Annotated in this window: 14 protein-coding genes; 2 read left to right on the top strand and 12 right to left on the bottom strand. The window is 51.9% G+C overall.

Annotated features, from left to right (window positions below; all coding sequences use genetic code 11):
* Positions 1–45: 45 nt before the first annotated feature.
* The 3 genes from asmA to udk form a co-directional block, all read right to left on the bottom strand.
* Positions 46–1,896: an outer membrane assembly protein AsmA gene (gene asmA / locus QE396_RS02060; protein ID WP_020883258.1), complete on the bottom strand. Its 1,851-nt coding sequence runs from the start codon at positions 1,894–1,896 to the stop codon at positions 46–48.
* Between the two features lie 22 nt (positions 1,897–1,918).
* Positions 1,919–2,500, bottom strand: coding sequence for a dCTP deaminase (gene dcd / locus QE396_RS02055; protein WP_020883257.1), 582 nt, complete (start codon positions 2,498–2,500; stop codon positions 1,919–1,921).
* Positions 2,501–2,591: 91 nt separating this feature from the next.
* Positions 2,592–3,233 (bottom strand): uridine kinase, encoded by a 642-nt coding sequence (udk, locus tag QE396_RS02050; protein ID WP_020883256.1) that lies wholly within the window; start codon positions 3,231–3,233, stop codon positions 2,592–2,594.
* A gap of 343 nt (positions 3,234–3,576) precedes the next feature.
* On the opposite strand from udk, the gene QE396_RS02045 reads away from it, so the two are divergent.
* A complete protein-coding gene (locus QE396_RS02045) occupies positions 3,577–6,906 on the top strand; it encodes a diguanylate cyclase (RefSeq protein WP_020883255.1) in 3,330 nt (1,109 codons plus the stop codon).
* Here the strand turns inward: QE396_RS02045 and alkA are convergent.
* Entirely contained in the window at positions 6,871–7,743 is an 873-nt protein-coding gene (gene alkA / locus QE396_RS02040) for a DNA-3-methyladenine glycosylase 2 (protein WP_020883254.1), read from the bottom strand. The genes QE396_RS02045 and alkA overlap by 36 nt on opposite strands.
* A 130-nt stretch (positions 7,744–7,873) precedes the next feature.
* Here alkA and yegD point away from each other — a divergent pair, with 130 nt between their 5' ends.
* Positions 7,874–9,226, top strand: coding sequence for a molecular chaperone (yegD, locus tag QE396_RS02035; RefSeq protein ID WP_020883253.1), 1,353 nt, complete (start codon positions 7,874–7,876; stop codon positions 9,224–9,226).
* A 41-nt stretch (positions 9,227–9,267) separates the two neighbouring features.
* Here the strand turns inward: yegD and QE396_RS02030 are convergent, their stop codons facing one another.
* The 8 genes from QE396_RS02030 to QE396_RS01995 all read right to left on the bottom strand — a co-directional run bounded on the left by QE396_RS02030 (position 9,268) and on the right by QE396_RS01995 (position 18,562).
* Positions 9,268–10,755 carry an EAL domain-containing protein gene (locus QE396_RS02030; RefSeq protein ID WP_080127473.1) on the bottom strand — a complete coding sequence of 496 codons (1,488 nt, stop codon included), beginning with the start codon at positions 10,753–10,755 and terminating at the stop codon, positions 9,268–9,270.
* 359 nt (positions 10,756–11,114) lie between these two features.
* The gene (locus QE396_RS02025; protein ID WP_020883251.1) at positions 11,115–11,588 is read right to left on the bottom strand and encodes a hypothetical protein; all 474 of its coding nucleotides are present in this window, start codon (positions 11,586–11,588) and stop codon (positions 11,115–11,117) included.
* Positions 11,563–12,291 carry a winged helix-turn-helix domain-containing protein gene (locus QE396_RS02020; RefSeq protein ID WP_014170839.1) on the bottom strand — a complete coding sequence of 243 codons (729 nt, stop codon included), beginning with the start codon at positions 12,289–12,291 and terminating at the stop codon, positions 11,563–11,565. Before QE396_RS02020 ends, QE396_RS02025 begins: the two co-directional genes overlap by 26 nt.
* 96 nt (positions 12,292–12,387) lie before the next feature.
* Positions 12,388–13,083, bottom strand: a complete 696-nt coding sequence (locus QE396_RS02015; protein ID WP_020883250.1) for a fimbria/pilus periplasmic chaperone — start codon at positions 13,081–13,083, stop codon at positions 12,388–12,390.
* Positions 13,080–14,696: a hypothetical protein gene (locus QE396_RS02010; RefSeq protein WP_020883249.1), complete on the bottom strand. Its 1,617-nt coding sequence runs from the start codon at positions 14,694–14,696 to the stop codon at positions 13,080–13,082. The genes QE396_RS02015 and QE396_RS02010 overlap by 4 nt, the downstream gene beginning before the upstream one ends.
* 4 nt (positions 14,697–14,700) lie before the next feature.
* Complete coding sequence (locus QE396_RS02005; RefSeq protein ID WP_020883248.1) at positions 14,701–17,193, bottom strand: TcfC E-set like domain-containing protein; 2,493 nt, start codon at positions 17,191–17,193, stop codon at positions 14,701–14,703.
* 55 nt (positions 17,194–17,248) lie between these two features.
* A complete protein-coding gene (locus QE396_RS02000; protein WP_014170844.1) occupies positions 17,249–17,926 on the bottom strand; it encodes a hypothetical protein in 678 nt (225 codons plus the stop codon).
* A 51-nt stretch (positions 17,927–17,977) separates the two neighbouring features.
* Positions 17,978–18,562, bottom strand: coding sequence for a common pilus major fimbrillin subunit EcpA (locus QE396_RS01995; RefSeq protein WP_020883247.1), 585 nt, complete (start codon positions 18,560–18,562; stop codon positions 17,978–17,980).
* Positions 18,563–18,639 lie beyond the last annotated feature (77 nt).

Genomic DNA, 18,639 nt, shown 5'->3' with positions numbered 1-18,639 from the left:
GAGTTGTTTTGCCCGGTAGCATGTGCGCTACCGGGCGCTCGGGCATCAAAGCTTATCTAACAGCTTCTTCACATCCTTCCCTGACTGTGAATCTTTATTCCGATCCGCCCAGTCGTTCAGACGACGTTTCGCTTCGTCCTGCAGATGTTTGCGCAGGATCTGATCCACCTGAAGGCTGTAATTCAGCGCCTGCCATTTGCCATAGACAGTGAGCGGAACCGGCGTCTCTTTAAGGAAGTCGATCAGTTTACTTTCACCCTGCCAGCCGGAAAGTACCCGCACGTTAAATCGGGTATCCGCCGTCTCTTTCACCAGATCCAGCTTACCTTCACCGGTTAACGACAGGAGTGAAGAGGTTCCCTGCATTCCGTCGAGGGTGAGCTGCCCGTTATCCAGCGTCAGGTCAGTGGTAAAGCTGTCGAGACGCGTTGCGCTGTCGTAGTTTTCCTGGGCTTTGACATCACTGCTGCGCTCCACCGCCTGCTGCACCAGCTGCTGGAAGTTAAGCCCTTCCATACGGGAATCTTTCAGATCAAGATGGGCCTGCCCCTGCCATTCGCGGCGGAAAGCCTCAGCATCAATCTTCGTCCCCGAGAAGTCACCCGCCAGCGTCAATTGGCCCGTTAAGGAGATCGGGTAATTAAAGGCTTTAAGGATGGTACCAATCTCAACGTTGTCGAGACGCGGCTGGAATTCGGCGCTGGCCGTCTCTTTACGCACGTCCAGCGTGCCCGGCAGAGAAAGATGTCCAGCACCCATTTTGCCGCTCAGTTCGGAGATCACCAGCAAACCGTTATGGTTAAACATCTGGCTGCTCACGTCGGTAAAATCGATACCGCGCCAGCGCAGGCTGTTAGCTTTCAGTAAGATATCGGCCGTGAATCCGCGCAGACCGTTATAGTCTGGCTGATCAAGACTCGAGGAGATGACCGGACGCGGCTTAGACGGCTGGCTTTGCCCATTCTGAGCAGCGTTACCGTCGGTTGCACCTGCTGGCTGAGGCGGAAGTAAGTTCTCCAGATTGAGCTTGTCAAACTGCAGATTCATTACCCACTTCGGCTTCTCCTCAAGCGTGACGCTCGCCTGCCCTGTCAGACTGCTGTCGTTCGCCTGCAGATTGAGGTTATCCAGCTCAAGCTGTTTTTGCTCTTCGCGCCACACGGCCTGCAGCGTTCCCTGACCGGTGATCCCCTGGGCAGGAAGATCGGCTCCCATCAGTTGCCAGTTCAGTTGCTGAATATCCGCCGTGAGCTGATGGGGGTAATCTGAGGCATTCACATTGGCGTTCAGCGACAGGTTCAGATCGCGCTGATCGCGGTTCAGCCTTCCGCTAAACTCCAGCGAGGCAATATGGTGGGCGTCCTGCTCCATCTTCAGGTTGATGTTACGGACGGTTACCTGCTCGTCGGACTCATGCTGGAAAACCAGCACGCTGTCGGCGACTTTCAGTTTGGCTATATCAAATGACCAGCCCGTATCCGTCGGCTCGTCGGGCAGCGTATTTTCCCGCGGGGCGACCGGCGCATCCGAGTCACGCACGGCTTCAGTTTGCGGCGTCAGCTGAATCACCGCCCCTTTCAGCATCACCTGGTCGACCTGCAACTGGTGTGAAAAGAGCGGGATCAACGCCACATCAAGACGCATGTTATCGGCAGAGACCAGCGGCTGGGAGGCACCCGGCGCGGTTAACGACATGCGGCCTGAGAGAATGCTGAGTTGCGGCCAGACGTGCCAGCGCAGCGGCCCATCAAGCTTCAGTTGATAACCACTACGCGCGTCGACCTGCCGCACCATGTAAGCACGGAAATCATTAGGGTTAACAAGCAGGACTAACGCCGAAAGGCCAGCAACCAGAACCACCAGCAAAATCATCAGCGTTGTCAGAACTCTTCTCATAGCATCCTCAGTGGACTAACGATCAGTCTTTATCAATACGGCTCGCGACCGCACCCTGCTGGTCGCGATATTTAGCGTCCTGACGGCGGTTATAAGGACGATCTGCCGGACCGGTTAGCGGTTCAAAGCTCAGTGCGCCGATCATCATCCCCGGACGCAGTGCCAGAGGCAGTTTACCGGCATTAAAGAACTCGAGCACGATACGGCCCGACCAGCCTGGATCGATACGGTGCGCGGTCACGTGAACCATCAGCCCCAGTCGCGCCAGAGAAGAACGGCCATCGAGCCAGCCGACCAGGTCCGCAGGCAGCGTCACGGATTCATAGGTCACCGCCAGCGCCAGTTCACCCGGATGCAGATAAAAGGCTTCGCCCTCGTCAATAACGATTTCATCACTCATCACGCGATCAAGCGCGGCGCTGACTTCATCCTTCGGCCCGCTAAGGTCGATGAACGGTGCGGTATGGCCGCTAAAAGTGCGGAATTTATTTCCCAGGCGCACATCAACAGTCACACCATTGATACGCTCCACGGGTGGACGTGGTGTAATAGACAGACGGCCTTCATCCAGCCAGGCTTCAATATCGCGATCACAAAGACGCATCGCACTTTCTCCTTTCATGCATCGTACCCTGAAGCCATAAAGACTCAGGGCAAAACCAGGTTATCCCTGAACGGTACACAATTCGCGCGGCTTATTCAAAAAACTGGCTGATTTTCGCTTTTAAGATATCAATGGCTATGCGGTTTTTACCGCCGCGAGGCACGATGATATCGGCGTATTGCTTGGATGGTTCAATGAATTGCAGGAACATCGGGCGGACAGTTTTCTGGTATTGCGCCATCACGGAGTCCATCGAACGTCCACGCTCATTCACGTCACGCTTAATGCGGCGCATCAGGCAGATATCCAGCGGCGTATCGACGAAAATCGAGAAGTTCATTGATTCACGCAGACGGGAGTCGGTCAGAAGCAAAATACCTTCAAGGATAATGACCTTCTTCGGTTCGATACGGATCGTTTCCTGCGTACGGGTATGTTCTACATAACTATAGACGGGAAGTTCAATTGCCTGGCCGCTTTTAAGTGCTTCTAAATGCTGGAACAGTAAGCTGTGATCCATCGCATTAGGATGGTCATAGTTAGTTTTTACGCGTTCTTCCATCGACAGATGGGATTGATCTTTGTAATAGCTGTCTTCGGGAATGACGCCGATATGCTCATCACCAACTTGTTCACGCAGTTCGCGGTAAAGCGTACTGGCAATAAGACTTTTACCTGAAGCCGATGCGCCGGCGATGCCTATAATGACGCACTGATGAGACTTATCAGTCATAAATTTAGCGACCTGATTAACCTGGATGTTAAGGAAGGACGACGCCGGAGCGTCAAACGCGGCAATTATAGGGATTTCGCGGGCATGATACCAGTCGAAAGCGCAGGTTCTGCGAGACAGGGTGAAAAGCGACGAAATGATCCCTTTGTGAAATTTAAACGCACGTTTTTTCAGCGTTTGTCGGGGATTTTTTACCGAGTAACTATTTAATAAGTCTATGATGTCAAATTATGAGCAGTCGCCATATGAATTGTAAATTGTTTGTACTAGCATAAACCAAATTATCAAATTCACTCGTCCGGACTTCTCTCCTGACGGCATGGCGTCTCTGGATAAAGCGGTAATGAATAAACAATACCAGCGGGTTTTGGTTACCACCCCACATCCTTTATTGCGACTTGTCTGTCTGGGCCTGGTCACCTTTATCTTTACCTTATTTTCGCTGGAGCTGACCCGCTTCGGCACCCTGCTCGCCCCGCTCTGGTTCCCTACCGCCATCATGATGGTGGCCTTTTACCGTCATGCAGGAAAGATGTGGCCGGGTATCGCTCTGGCCTGCTCGTTTGGCAATATCCTGGCCGCGTGGATGCTTTTCTCCTGGTCGTCGATCAACCCGACCTTTACCGCTATCAACGTGGTTGAAGCCGTGATTGGCGCGGTGTTACTGCGTAAACTGCTCCCGTGGTATAACCCCCTGCAGAATCTGAATGACTGGATCCGTCTGTCCATCGGCAGTGCGCTGGTGCCACCGCTGGTTGGCGGGGTGCTGGTGTATCTTCTGGTGCCGGGTCCGGAGCCGCTGCGTAATTTCCTCGTCTGGGTGTTATCAGAAGCCATTGGTGCGCTGGCGCTGGTGCCGTTAGGGTTACTGTTTAAACCACATTATCTGCTGCGTCACCGCAACCCAAAATTGCTGCTGGAAACGCTGGCCACCATGGCCGTGACGCTGGCTCTCAGTTGGATGGCGATTACCTGGCTGCCGTGGCCCTTCACCTGCGTTATCGTTCTGCTTATGTGGAGCGCCGTGCGCCTGCCGCGAATGGAGGCGTTTTTGGTATTTCTGGTCACCGTGATGATGGTCTCGCTGATCATGACGCGTAACCCTGTATCCATGACGCCGCAAAACCTGCAGGTAACGCTAAACGCGCCCTGGCTGCCCTTTTTGATGATGCTGTTGCCGGCCAATATTATGACCATGGTGATGTATGCCTTTCGCGCCGAACGCAAACATATCACCGAAAGTGAAGCGCGTTTTCGTAACGCGATGGAGTATTCCGCCATCGGCATGGCGCTGGTCAGCATTGAGGGGCAGTGGCTTCAGGCAAATAAAGCCCTGTGTAACTTCCTGGGATACAGCCAGACGGAGCTTCAGGCCCTCACCTTCCAGCAGTTAACCTGGCCGGAAGATTTGAATACCGATCTCGAACAGCTGGAGCAGCTGGTCAACGGCGACATCAACACCTACACCCTTGAGAAGCGTTACTACACCCGCAATGGTGAAGTGGTCTGGGCCCTGCTTGCCGTCTCCGTGGTGCGCCACACCGACGGTTCACCGCTCTATTTTATCGCCCAGATTGAAGATATTAACGACCTGAAGCAGACCGAGTGGGTCAATAAACGCCTGATGGAGCGCATCACCCTCGCCAACGAAGCGGGCGGTATCGGCATCTGGGAGTGGGATCTGGAGCCGGACATTATCAGCTGGGATAAGCGGATGTTTGAGCTGTATGAGATCCCGCCGCACATCAAGCCCACCTGGCAGCTCTGGCACGAAACGATGCTCCCGGAAGACCGCGCTCACGCTGAAAAGGTGCTCCGGGATTCCCTCATTTCACGTTTGCCGTTTAAGCTTGAGTTCCGCATTCGTGTTAAAGAAGGCGTGCGCCATATACGCTCTCTGGCGAACCGGGTACTGAACAAACAGGGTGAAGTCGAACGCCTGCTCGGCATCAACATGGACATGACCGAGGTGAAGCAACTCAACGAAGCGCTGTTCCAGGAAAAAGAGCGTTTGCACATTACCCTCGATTCCATCGGCGAAGCGGTGTTGTGTACCGATATCGACATGAATGTCACCTTTATGAACCCGGTTGCCGAGAAGATGAGCGGCTGGCTGCAGACCGAGGCTATCGGGCAGCCTGTCCTGAAAGTGTTGCACATCACCTTTGGTGAAAAGGGACCGCTGATGGAGAATATTCACAGCGGCGATATGTCCCGTTCCGATATAGACCAGGACGTGGTGCTGAACTGCCGTACCGGCGGCAACTACGATATCCACTACAGCATCACCCCGCTCAGTACGCTGGACGGGCAAAACATTGGCTCCGTGATCGTGATTCAGGACGTGACGGAATCGCGCAAAATGCTGCGTCAGCTCAGTTACAGTGCCTCGCACGATGCCCTCACCCACCTCGCAAACCGGGTCAGTTTCGAAAATCACCTCAAACGGCTCTTACAGACTGTACAGGAGACACGCCAGCGTCATGCGCTGGTGTTTATCGATCTCGATCGTTTTAAAGCCGTCAACGACACCGCAGGCCATGCGGCGGGTGATGCTCTGCTGCGGGAGCTTTCGTCATTAATGTTGACTATGCTCCGCTCCAGCGACGTGCTGGCTCGTCTCGGCGGGGACGAATTCGGGTTGTTGCTCCCGGACTGCAATATCGAAAGCGCGCGTTATATTACCGGCCGCCTGATTAACACCATCAATGACTATCACTTTATGTGGGAAGGACGTCTGCACCGGATCGGCGCCAGCGCGGGTATCACTCTGATTGATGAAAATAACCATCAGGCTTCGGAAATCATGTCACAGGCGGATATCGCCTGTTACGCCTCGAAAAACAGCGGACGCGGCGTCGTCACGGTTTACGAACCCCAGCAGGAACGGGACCACGGCATGCGCAGCATGATGTCGCTTGATGAGCAGTGGCACATGATTAAAGACAATCACCTGATGATGATTGCCCGCAGCGTCGCGTCTCCACGGATACCGGAAAGCTGCAACTTCTGGCTGATTTCATTACGCCTGTGGACCAGCCAGGGCGAAGTGCAGGAAGAGCATGCGTTCCGCTCCGGACTTGCGGAGCCTGAACTGTTGCACGCCCTTGACAGACGTATCTTCAACGAGTTTTTCCGCACCTCCGCCGCACAGGTCGCCCACAAAGGCATGGGGGTCGCGCTTCCGCTGTCTGAAGCGGGTTTAGCAAGCGTCACGCTGGTTGATGAACTTGTCGACCTGCTGGAGAAGAGCCCCATGCCGGGCCGTCTGCTGCATCTGGTTATCGCTGCCGACGTGGTATGTAACCCGGATGAGAACCTGCAGCAGGGCCTGCAAAAACTTCGCCATGCTGGCTGCCGCGTCGTGCTCAGCCAGGTGGGACGCGATATGAACGTCTTTAGCCACCTCAGCGCCAATATGGCCGATTATCTGATGCTTGATACGGAAATGGTGACGAATGTTTATGGCAACCTGATGGATGAGATGATGGTGACGATCGTTCAGGGGCACGCCCAGCGCCTGGGCATGAAAACCATCGCCGGTCCGTGTAACCAGCCCATCATGATGGACACGCTCTCCGGCATCGGCATTGATTTTATTTACGGCGACACCATCGCCGAGCCGCAGCCGTTGGATCTACTGCTTAATACCAGCTATTTCGCCATCAACTGATGGCGCCCAGCCGTCGGTATACCAGATGTGCAGCAACGCATACGAGCGCCAGGGCTGCCAGCGCTGGGCGTAGCGCCGAATTTGCGCAGGCGTCATCCCGGCAAAACGTTGCTTAATCAGATAATCATCCGGCAGAAAAACGTCCTTCGCCTGCCAGCCGCGCAGGGCCAGGTAGTTTGCCGTCCAGCGTCCTATCCCGGGCCGCTGCTGTAAGGCCTTCATTCCCGCCTCAATATCCGCAGGAGGGGAAAGCGGAAACGTCCCGTCCACCACAGACTGAGCCAGATGAACGATCGACTCCGCCCGCTTTACCGGCATTCCAAGCGCTTTCAACGCCAGCGGGTCCGCTGCGGCCAGCGCGTGCGGGGTCGGGAAGCAGAGATAACCCGGGGCGTCTTCAACCGGCTCCCCGCACAGGGCGACAACGCGGGAAGCCAATTTTGCCGCCATCGCCACGCTAACCAGTTGCCCGAGTATCGCCCGCACACCCTGCTCCCAGGCATCCATCGCCCCCGGCAACCGTAAGCCTGGCCGTGCGGCCCCCAGATCCCCCAGTGTCGAGCGGATCGCCTGAGGATCGCAGCCAAGATCGAAAAGTCGCCCGATACGCTCAAGACAGGTCTGCGCAACCGGAATCAAGCCCGGGCTGAGCGTCACGGTAAGCGTAGGGGTTTGGCTGTCAGGCGTAACGCGAAATATCCCCTGATGCCCCTCGCAGGCGAAACTGCGCTCGTAATAGTGGTCCGTGACGGTCTCTACGCCCTCTACCGCACGTGCGCTAAGGAAACTAAACATCCATTGCCAGTCGTAAGGGGGTTGCCAGGTCAGGGTATACATCATCGCTCCTTTTTTGTTCCCCTCAGCATAAACCGAAAGGCCTTGTTTCGCCTTGCTTTCATATTCCTGTTGTCGCCAGGCAGACATTTCGCTAAAGTCTCGCCCCTTCTCACTGGCATGGGGATTAATCGTGTTTATTGGATTTGACTACGGTACGGCAAACTGTTCGGTTGCCATTATGCAAAACGGGCAACCACAGCTCCTGAAGATGGAAAAAGAGAGCACGCTGCTGCCATCAATGCTCTGCGCACCCACTCGCGAAGCGGTCAGCGAATGGCTGTTCCGTCATCATCAGGTGCCCGCTACCGCGGCGGAAACCCAGGCGCTGCTGCGCCGGGCGGTCAGTTTTAACCGCGACGAAGATATCGACGTGACCCCTTCCAGCGTGCAGTTTGGCCTCTCATCGCTGGGCCATTACATTGACGATCCGGAAGAGGTTTACTTCGTTAAATCACCGAAGTCGTTTCTGGGCGCCAGTGGGTTAAAACCACAGCAGGTGGCGATGTTCGAAGACCTGGTGTGCGCCATGATGCTGCACATCCGTAACCAGGCGCAGACCCAGGTACCCGATCCCATCACGCAGGCCGTTATTGGTCGCCCGATCAACTTCCAGGGTCTGGGCGGTGAAGAGGCTAACCAGCAAGCGCAGGGGATCCTCGAGCGCGCCGCACACCGAGCCGGTTTCCGTGACGTGGTCTTCCAGTATGAGCCGGTAGCGGCAGGACTGGATTTTGAAGCCACATTAACGCAAGAGCAACGCGTGCTCGTTGTGGATATCGGCGGGGGCACCACCGACTGCTCTTTACTGCTGATGGGGCCACAATGGCATCAGCGTCGTGACCGCGAAACCAGCCTGTTGGGCCACAGCGGCTGCCGCGTAGGCGGTAACGACCTGGATATTGCTCTGGCATTTAAAAGCCTGATGCCGCTGCTCGGCATGGGCGGACAAACCGAAAAAGGCATTGCCCTGCCAATTCTGCCCTGGTGGAACGCCATCGCCATCAACGACGTTCCGGCGCAGAGTGATTTTTACAGCACCGCGAACGGGCGCTTCCTGAACGATCTGGTACGCGACGCGCAGGACGCGGATAAAGTCGCCCTGCTCTATAAAGTGTGGCGTCAGCGTCTCAGCTATCGCGTGGTGCGTACCGCTGAAGAGAGCAAAATCGCCCTCTCTGACCGTGCTGAACACGCTGTCTCATTACCTTTTATCAGTGATGAGCTGGCGACCGCGATATCGCAGGAAGGGCTGGAAACGGCACTCGCCCAGCCGCTGCAGCGGATCCTCGAGCAGGTGCAACTGGCGCTGGAGAATGGTAAAGAGAAGCCGGATGTGATTTACCTGACCGGCGGTAGCGCCCGCTCACCGCTTATCAAGAAAGCGCTGGCGGAACAGCTTCCGGGTATTCCGATTGCCGGTGGCGATGACTTTGGCTCCGTAACGGCAGGTCTGGCCCGCTGGGCACAGGTGATGTTCCGTTAAGCCCCGACGGAAGCCCTCGAAATGCGCAGGGCTTCCGTCGTTTACAGCGCGTTAAAACGCACATTTTCCTTTTTACCTGGCAGCACGCTGCCCTTTTTGCATGCCGCTTCTCGTGTCGTCGGCTGGCTTTGCTCGACAAATCGCCGGAAATCAGCGAACGGCACCGGGGGCAGGAAATGATACCCCTGCAGGTAATCCACCTGCTTGCTGATAAGCCACTCTCGCTGATAAGCGTACTCCACCCCTTCCGCCACGGTACGCAGCCCCAGAATCATCGCCAGATTAATAATCGATTCCAGCATCGGCAGCGGTTGGTTATCAGCCTGGATAGCGTTGATAAAGGTCTTATCAATTTTTATGACATCCAGTTCGAGTTCATTCAGATAGCATAAATTCGCGTATCCTGTACCAAAGTCATCCAGAGCAAACATCACCCCGCGATTACGCAGTGAACGGATCAGTTCTTTTATTGCAGGCGTCACGGCCAGCGTTTGATTTTCGGTAATCTCAATCATGAGCTTCACCGGTAACGATTCTGTCAGCTCTAAAAAATTGAGGCACTCCCAATAAAACACCGGGTTACTTAACGTGGTTGGACTGACATTAAACGCCACAAACAGCGGTGTATTTAACCCGTTGCTCTTTTGCTTTAAGTCACTGGCAACTTTATGCATTAAATAGCTGGTGAGTTCGTTAATCAGGCCACAGCTTTCTGCCAGCGGAATAAATTCTCGCTGCGAAATCGTGTAATTATGCCCTAATGGCCAGCGGGCCAAAATCTCTATACCGCACAGTTCACCACCTGCACCGACAACGGGTTGATAATAAGGTAAAATTTCATCATTTTTGAGTGCCAGACTCAGACGCCCCGCATCATTATTATCATAACTACGCCCGGTGGATTTGCGCATTAACGTACTGTTCTGCCCCACATCTCTTTCAGTCAGGAAACCATTGCGGATAAGAAAAATAATAGATTCAATAAAATTTTTAAAACCAAGCCTGTGCGTTATTTTATCCCGGTAGCGATACAGGGATTTTGTGGTCAATGAATTTGCCCGGCAGAATTCGGCCTGCCCCTCTTTCGTCATCATGGCATTAAGCATGTCTGCCTCAAATTCGGTTAACGCGAAAACGTCCAGCTCATCTGATTTTACGCGTGATTCCGGTTGCGGGGTGGTCATCAGTATACGCGTGAGTATATCGATGACGGTCGAATAATGCAGTGTTACATCAATTGAGGTACTGTATTCATAGCCTCGATTAATACACTCATTTTCGCTCAACCTGAGAACAACGCTGTTTACCATGATAAACTGGCTACTGTTACGATGTAGCCATTTCTTCACCAGGAAAAAGGGCATCCGGTTATCAACAATTAACAGACAGGAGTTGTATTGCTGAAAAGAAAGGTCTGACTCTGATATAAATGTCTGACTGTCGACCAGTACCAGATTAGGCAAAAAAGCCCTAAGCCCGGCGAAAAGATAAATGTCATAACTGAGCAGGAAGACCTTTTTCTTATTCATAATAATCACCATCACGTTTTCATTGTAAAACGCAGCCTTCCCGAACAGGAAAGTGTATTCACAATTGACCTGGTATTCACATAGACTTAAGGTAAAACAAATAAAATGCCTTTAGATTGCATAGTGTGTAGTAGCTCATCCCCCTTGCAATAAAACTGAGCGCAGGGGAAATGATAAGAATATTCTTGCTGTATCGGTAGCGAATTCTGAGGTCCGAAATGAGTACAAACTTATGCGCTTATATTCACATTCTGACAAACTTTAGTGATAATAAACACTATTTTAACAGAATAAAAAACCATAAATGATGCTACACATAGGTTATTATTTCAGAATAAGACGATACCCTATTCTGAGGATTACGCTGCCCGACACACCAACAGGGTGCGTCGCAAATCGCGTATACCGTACACATTGTGCGCAATATGCATTATTTTATAATAGAAGTTGTGTTGCTTAGACATAATTAATCCCGTGATCTCATCAGGCAAATCATCATTATCATTTTTGATCACAGAAACCCGTTGGGTACGTATGTAGCCGTCACTATCATTACCTAAAAATTTAAGCATCGTGGAACGGTTAATGGCGTAGCTTTTCCCATTAACATTAATCACGCCCACTTGTGACAATACCCCCTCTTCAGCAGATGATATCCTGAAAACCAGCAATACCTCCCCTTCGATGTGCATACCTGTTTTTTGCGTATTGAGCACAAGATGGTTCTTCGCTGAGCATACCAGCGCTGCCGGAACCTCATGACGTTTAAATAAAAACAAAAAAATGATAACAAGCGCTACGGCAAGACTAAAATACATAATTTTCGCACGCATGTGCAACTCCCCGGGAGCCTAACGTACATATACTGAAAAATGATTCCTTTAGTTTATTACCCGCAGACAATCCATTGTCATCATAAAACACAATGACCTTATTTCTTCCCTTACAGATAGATTTGAATTGCTGCCATCGGGATGAATTCAAAAAAGTGGATATTTTCTCAACTGAATTATCATCTGTCGTAAATATTTCACAGGAACCGGATTTTTGTACATGCACGACACCATCGGTATCTCGTAATAATTTTGGCAGAAGGACAAAGCCAGATATCACCAGGCTGATGCCTAACATTCCGCCAACGATCGTTTTACCGTATCGCCTTAACCCGGGTTTGGTGGCGGAGGTTAATGCAGTGATGCTATGCGGCAACGCATCTTCTTTTACGTTTTCGATCTGCGCCTGAAAAACAAATCCCTCTCGGGGGATAGTTGCGATCAGATTATCCATTCCCAGTTCTGCTAACGTTTTGCGCAAAATACTGACATTTTTATTCAGACTGTGACCTGATGGGATCAACCCATACCTTCCCCACACTTCTTCTATAATCAGATCCCGATGTAATTGTTTGCGGTTATTCGCAATAAAGAGCTCCAGTAATCTTGCCGTTGCAGCGGACAGAACCACTCTTTCTCCCTGTACACTTAGCGCTCTGGTCTCTGAATCGTATACAATATGATCATTGATTATCTTTTTCATCCGGGAACTCTTTTATTATCGGCGGCAATGCCAGCACGCAGCACAGAATATATTCCCAGAGTTCAGTTAGCAATATAAGAACTGTTTCTTTAAACTTTAACTGTTATTTTTAAAACAACCATCGCCTATCGGTATATATTTTTTCAACGCAACGATGAATTTTTTATTTTTAGTGTTTAACGCGCTGCTTCGGTAGGTCTCTCCAGGCAGCAGGTAGCGCATCGTCGCCTCGTCATCGGTTGACTGGCATCCCTTGTGTACGATGATCCTGAAAAACGTATTGCCGGTATTTGTCAGCGCCCCTTCTTGCTCATCCAGAGTATAAGCTAGCGTCAGCTTTCTGGGCCTGACCACCAGTATCGTATCCAATGCAATAGCGGGCACAGCTTCACTTGCTTTGCCTGAATGACGTTCAGCAAACAGCGTTACCGGCATCTCGCGAAACTGAATCCGGTAGTAACGCTCTTTGTCATCCTCGGGCCCGCGATAGAAGATCTTAAAATACTCCCCGGCGTCCGGGGCGAGCGAAAACGTGAGCGGTGTAAACAGCAACTCCCCGTCCTCTTTTGGCAGACGCTTTTCCCCACCCGGTCCTGGACGGTCGATTTTAATCGCCGAAATGCTGTACACATTCTGTTTGTGGCTGTCGTTGTAAATACGTTTGCTAATGAACGACCGCTCTGCGGGGATATCATAGATCGTGGAGTCCAGATACAGCGCGTGGGCAGAAAGCGTGTAAAGCGCAATGCAGAGTCCCACCACACCCTCCGTGACCTTCCGCCAGCGCATCATTTTGTTACTCCCAGCCAGTTCGCGGTGACTTTGATTTCACCACTGGCGCTGACCACGCCTTCCCAGTCAGCGCCAGCCACCGTCAGTGCTGAGCGGGAATCATTCATCGGGAACAGCAGCGTTAAGTTGGTGCTGAAAAAGCTGCCATCATCCGTGTTGTTGGCATCCCATGGCACCTGTTGCCATAACGCATCGTTCAGACTAATGGCATTTTCACTGCAGCTGTTCCTCACCTGAGTAGGGCTTCCCGACGCGGTGTTGTATTGCAGATAGGCAGGGACAGGCACGTTTATTCCCCCCTGGGCCGACGTAAACAGGCAGTAAGGGGTATCGTTGATTGTCGTGCTGTCCCCGATAACCTGGGCCGTAATACTGTCAGCCTGACGGGGTCCCGATACGGTGACGACGTAATCCATCTCGATCGGCGCGTCATCTCCGATGGTGCCGCTTCCACTGGCAGAGGCCGTATTATTCGATGAGACAATGCTAATCCCATACTCCTTCGGCACAATATTGAGCTGCAAAGAGGGGGTAAACTGGTAATAGCCTGACTCCGGAGTTAATGCATTCGTAAACGCAAACGTAAAGGGCTGGCTGTTGGTAATACTGACGCCTGCATCCACCAGATTCTTAAGGAATGTTTTCGACAAAAAGACATAGATATACTGGCCAGATGTCGAAAAGACGTTGTAATACGCCGTCGAGGCGCTGAAGTTATACCATGTCGAGCCATTTCCAGAATATTTCACGGTGGTTGCGGAAGGGGTAAAACCCAACGCAGCAGAATCGATATACGCTCTGAACGTCAACGATGCCGTCAAATTTTGCGCCTGCTCAAGGTTGTATTTGACCATTTTACAAATTACGCCATCAACGTTACTGACGACACCCAGCTCACAGGATCCGGAATCATTTGTGATGCTTGGGGTTCCATCACTGGCGATCCACAGCTCCTGAAAGGCACTTGTTGATTCCAGCGCCAGATGTCCCCGCTTGTTTAACGTGTAATTGATGTAATTCCAGCGACCTGTTGTCTGATCCTTACAGCGTTGTCCTGAGGCGTAATCATAGTTAACCGAGGTATAGCAGCGGTTAAAAACATAGGTTTCGCTGCCACCCGTCGGCATATTACGAAAATACTCATAGGCTGAGTTGCTCAGCGAAGCAAAGCCATACGCTCCGCCAATAACCCCCGCCACGGATCCAACCTGCGCGTGGTAAAAACCATTGTTATCCACCCCCTGCCCGGCAATGTAGCCCGTCGTCGGACACTGCGAACCTCGGTAGCAGCGTATTCCTGTGAAAGGAGCATCAATGGGCGAATTATCAATCCACATATCCTGATAATTATTGGCCGGCGCAGTCCAAATCACATAACCCAGGTAACCGAGGCTGACCTGGGATGTGCCGTATTTAACCCAGGTATTTGACCCGCTGAAACGGGGATCTAACGCGGACGGCGTAATGAAATACTCACCGTCAATGTCGTTCTCGATAAATAAAAACGTGTTGTTGATCGCCCCTGACGATGAGGCAGTCAGTGCCCTTGCGGAGAAGGGAATTAACCCCGCCAAAAACAGGAGCGAAATAAAAACGGAAGCACTTTTTTTCATAGCATTATCTCTGCGCCATCGTGGTTTGCGGTGCACATTTAACATCCCCTACCCACGCAGCGCCCCTGGCTTTTTCCAGATCTAAATCCGCTTCGCAGATATTACCGTTGGCGGACACCAGGGTAATAACGGGATACTTCTTATCAATATCAATGGCGAACTCACCTTTCGCGTCGGTGCGCGTTTTGCCAATGTGGTTATGAATGTCGGTATTTGACGCCAGTTCACCATTGGGATATCGCACCCGGCCAAACACGGTCACCATGCTTTTCACCTCAGGTGACACCACGCCGACGTTACCGGGATAAAGGTTAAGCGCCTGTTTACGGCCCGAGACAATGTCAAAACTGTCTTCAGAGTTTTTATCATTCATAATTTCCAGCTTGTATTGCGCGTAAGGCGGGAGTGCAATAAAGCTCGATTTGCCGCTAAGAATATAATTTCGGTTATTTATTTTTGCGGCCAGCTTTCCATCACCCACAAGATCGGTTTTCACAATAATGCCCGAGCGCTGTCGCTCTTTGCTCAGACCAAAATCGCCGCCCGCCCAGGCAACGGAACCCTGAGAGGAGAAGTTCATATTGGTCGAGTTGTCCGCTGAACGGGTCACCGAAACCGTCCCGCCGTTATAGCGGGTGTCATAACTCAGGTTGCCATTTACAGCGTAATTGTTGTCGTAGTTCTGCTCTCCACTCAGGCGAGTCGAGGCGGAAATGCCTGCAGACGTAATAACGCTATCCTCAAATTGTTTACGCGCGCTGATATTGCCCTGTGTTGCGCCGTAGCGATCGCGTGAAACCCCGACACTCATCCACGAGGCCAGCGGCAGCGATAAATCCAGGCTGACATAGCGTTCCTGACGTCCGTCATCATTCGTATTGTTGTAGTAATAGCGCTGTATCCCGGCCCGTAACCCCACTGTGGCGTACCGTCCCGCATAGAGGGTGGTACTGTAATCCAGGTTTCGGTAGGTATTACCGGAATAGCGGTTTTCGGTCTGGCTGACCGTTAACGTGCCACCGTGCGGAATAAACCGGCTCAGGTTCAATGTTGCGCCAACCGAATAGTTATCCCGCTCCTGCACCGGCAGACGGTTACCGATTTTGCTGTCTTCCCGCGACGCCCACAGCGAGCCAAACCCGCCTGGAGCATTAAGACTGGCGCTGCTGACGTTGCGCCATGTTCCGTCGTTCGCCACCAGCGTTTGTGTCCCGACGCTGACATATTCGTTGACGTTAAGAGTAATGTCCGTTTCATTGACGGCATTGTCATCAAACCCATAACCTGTCGTTTTCAGGGTGAGCCCGGAGAGCATTGCCAGGGTTAACGAGGCCGCACCACCCGCAATCCAGGTCTGTTCACTGCCGGCATCACGGTAATGATTGCGTTTATAACTCACGCGGTCGTAATCAAGTGAACCGCCAAAAATTTGCCATGCGACTTCATGCAGGCCTGCGGCCTGCTGGCGGGCAAATATTTTATTCACCCGACTGACGCGGGTGTTCACCGTCCGGCCATTTACCACGACATCCACCGTGACGTCATACACACCGTAAGGGAACCGGCTGGTGTCAATTTCGTAGCTGCCCATGTTGAAGTTCTGAACGCTTAACAAGCGCCCATCACGAAACACATGCACTTCGCCGGCAGACGGTAAAAATATGGTTATTGGGATCAAGGACAGGGAGGTGTTTTCAACCACCGTACTGCCTTTATTGCCGTAGCTGACGCCGTAGATCTTGCCGCCATTCAGCGCATTGAGGCTGGCGATCGACTGAACGTTCCAGGTGTCGAGCATGCCCAACGCCAGACGATAACCCTCATAATCGCGCTCATACATGGCACGATACAGTTTGCTGGAGCGGTTACTCTCGCCAATACCATAGACCGAGCCATTGATATTGAGGTGGTGCTCTCTCAACGAGGTGGTGTTATCCAGGGTTAAATAACTGCGAGAGCTGCTGCCATTGCGGTAGTCATTGTAATAGGTGCCAAAGTTGTAATTCAGCACAGTAGACAGTCGATCAACGCTGGACGGTCCCAGCAATGAACTGCGGGCGACTACCGCTTCAGTCAGGGCATCCCGACTGACAATCATCTCCAGATGAAAAGAGGAGACGTTTAATTTCAGCCGTGCGTCTCGCGAAAGGGCAAGAGAGGTATTGTCGATAAATTTCGCATCGCCTATTTTTTCCACCATCTCGCGCGTTTTCTCTGAAAGCACCGCGTTATTGGGCAGATCGGCAACCATAATGGATTTTACAATGATATTTCCCTCAACCAGCGAGATGACCGCATCAGCGATTTTTTGTTGGCTTTTTGTATCCGTCTCCTGGTAGCGGATATAAACGGGGACCGTCATCCCCTGTTCAAGAGAACGCGCGAATGCCCCTGGAATAACATAATTACCAATCTTAACCGGTGCAGAATGCGCAACCCCTGATGTTAGCGCATAAGAGAGTAATAAACTCCCTCCTATAAGATATTTAAAAGACATACGCATCCTTACTTTTCGGTATTTTTATTACTGGTACCGGAAATGACGCCGTGTATTACTTCACTGTAATAAATTGCTTGCCATGCCAAATCCCAATGCGGGTGCGACTGTTTGACACATCGCTTTTCTGCAATCTTATTTTTGTGCCTGGCATGACGTAATAACGCTCGCGACACCCGCGACCCCGATCCTGTGACGCCTCTTTGCAGGCTCCGTAAGCAATGACCCGAAACGAGACGTTGCCTTTGTTGGTGATGACATCCCCGTCACGACCGTATTCGAATCGCTCCTTGCGGGGCGCCACGACCAGAATTGTCCCGATTTCTGCCGACGCCGTCGCAATGGCGGCTTTGCCAGCCTTAGTCGATGCGCTTTCGCTTACGGGTTCGTCAACCCACTGCAGCCGGTAATAACGTTCTTTGTCATCTTCAGGGCCCTTATAGAAAAAGCGAAAAACATCTTTCGCATCACCGGGTAAAATAAGGCTCGCCGGTGTAGAAAGTAATTCTCCCGACGTTTCAAATTGCATTTCTGTTCCGTCAGGCAGCGGTGAAGAGAGCCTTTTTACGGTAACGCTCACATAGCGGGCGGAATCAGTGGTGTTAATAATTTCTTTTGATAACGCGTTTTGATCGGCCGTCATTATTGACGTGATATCACCCACATTAATCGCCAGACTGGAAAAGGATACGACCATCCCTGCCAGCGCTGCGAGTGGCAAATATTTCTTCATCAGTGCATTCCTGCGAAATTCGGGAGAGAGCCTCTCCCGAATTAATATTCATTACGCTGGAGTGGTCCAGGTTGCATTGAACTGAACTTTTACGTCACCCGTCCAGTAACCGTCCGGCAGCGCAGAATAGTCAGTTACAGCAGTCGAACCGTCAGAAGTCGCTGAAGCGATGGAGAATTTGAAGCTGGACTGATCGCTTACACGCTCAGCGCCGTTATAGGCGCCATCGGCCAGCAGGCTTTCCAGACCTGAAGTGGAAGCCGCATTCACCAGAACGGTTTCGGCAGAGTTAGACAGCGCCTGACCATTCCATGCCACGCCCACATTCAGGGTAGATGCATCACCGCTTGCATTGGTCAGCGTATTGCTGATGACCTGAGCAGTCAGTTCAAAATCGGTTGCACTTTCCTGTCCCTGAATCGTCACATCGAAAGCGCCATCCTGAGTGTTAAACCCATTCAGGCCCTCTGCATACTGGAACGTCAGCGAGTTCAATGGGGTCACGACCAGCAGGCTGGTTGTATCTTTCGTGGCCGTTGCATCCCATGATGCAGTGGCAGATGCCGTAACATCAGCCATAGCATTTGCAGCAGCAAATACAGAAACCAGAGAGGCCACCAGTAATAATTTTTTCATTTTCATCTCCTGAGAACAAACGTACTGCCAGGTGCCATTTAATAAATAACCTGGAAGCTCCATTTAAATGCGAACGG

Source organism: Enterobacter sp. SORGH_AS_0287 (assembly GCF_031453695.1).
Classification (GTDB): Bacteria; Pseudomonadota; Gammaproteobacteria; order Enterobacterales; family Enterobacteriaceae; genus Enterobacter; species Enterobacter ludwigii.
The sequence above is the reverse complement of the archived record's forward strand: the minus strand, read 5'-3'. Positions and strand labels throughout refer to the sequence as shown.

What these genes read in the sequence shown, in the direction of transcription:
- QE396_RS02020 (WP_014170839.1), bottom strand. Translation starts at nt 12,291, where the DNA reads ATGAAAAAGATAATCAATGATCATATTGTATACGATTCAGAGACCAGA.
- QE396_RS01995 (WP_020883247.1), bottom strand. Translation starts at nt 18,562, where the DNA reads ATGAAAAAATTATTACTGGTGGCCTCTCTGGTTTCTGTATTTGCTGCT.
- QE396_RS02015 (WP_020883250.1), bottom strand. Translation starts at nt 13,083, where the DNA reads ATGATGCGCTGGCGGAAGGTCACGGAGGGTGTGGTGGGACTCTGCATT.
- QE396_RS02000 (WP_014170844.1), bottom strand. Translation starts at nt 17,926, where the DNA reads ATGAAGAAATATTTGCCACTCGCAGCGCTGGCAGGGATGGTCGTATCC.
- QE396_RS02010 (WP_020883249.1), bottom strand. Translation starts at nt 14,696, where the DNA reads ATGAAAAAAAGTGCTTCCGTTTTTATTTCGCTCCTGTTTTTGGCGGGG.
- asmA (WP_020883258.1), bottom strand. Translation starts at nt 1,896, where the DNA reads ATGAGAAGAGTTCTGACAACGCTGATGATTTTGCTGGTGGTTCTGGTT.
- QE396_RS02045 (WP_020883255.1), top strand. Translation starts at nt 3,577, where the DNA reads ATGAATAAACAATACCAGCGGGTTTTGGTTACCACCCCACATCCTTTA.
- alkA (WP_020883254.1), bottom strand. Translation starts at nt 7,743, where the DNA reads ATGTATACCCTGACCTGGCAACCCCCTTACGACTGGCAATGGATGTTT.
- QE396_RS02005 (WP_020883248.1), bottom strand. Translation starts at nt 17,193, where the DNA reads ATGTCTTTTAAATATCTTATAGGAGGGAGTTTATTACTCTCTTATGCG.
- QE396_RS02025 (WP_020883251.1), bottom strand. Translation starts at nt 11,588, where the DNA reads ATGCGTGCGAAAATTATGTATTTTAGTCTTGCCGTAGCGCTTGTTATC.
- QE396_RS02030 (WP_080127473.1), bottom strand. Translation starts at nt 10,755, where the DNA reads ATGAATAAGAAAAAGGTCTTCCTGCTCAGTTATGACATTTATCTTTTC.
- udk (WP_020883256.1), bottom strand. Translation starts at nt 3,233, where the DNA reads ATGACTGATAAGTCTCATCAGTGCGTCATTATAGGCATCGCCGGCGCA.
- dcd (WP_020883257.1), bottom strand. Translation starts at nt 2,500, where the DNA reads ATGCGTCTTTGTGATCGCGATATTGAAGCCTGGCTGGATGAAGGCCGT.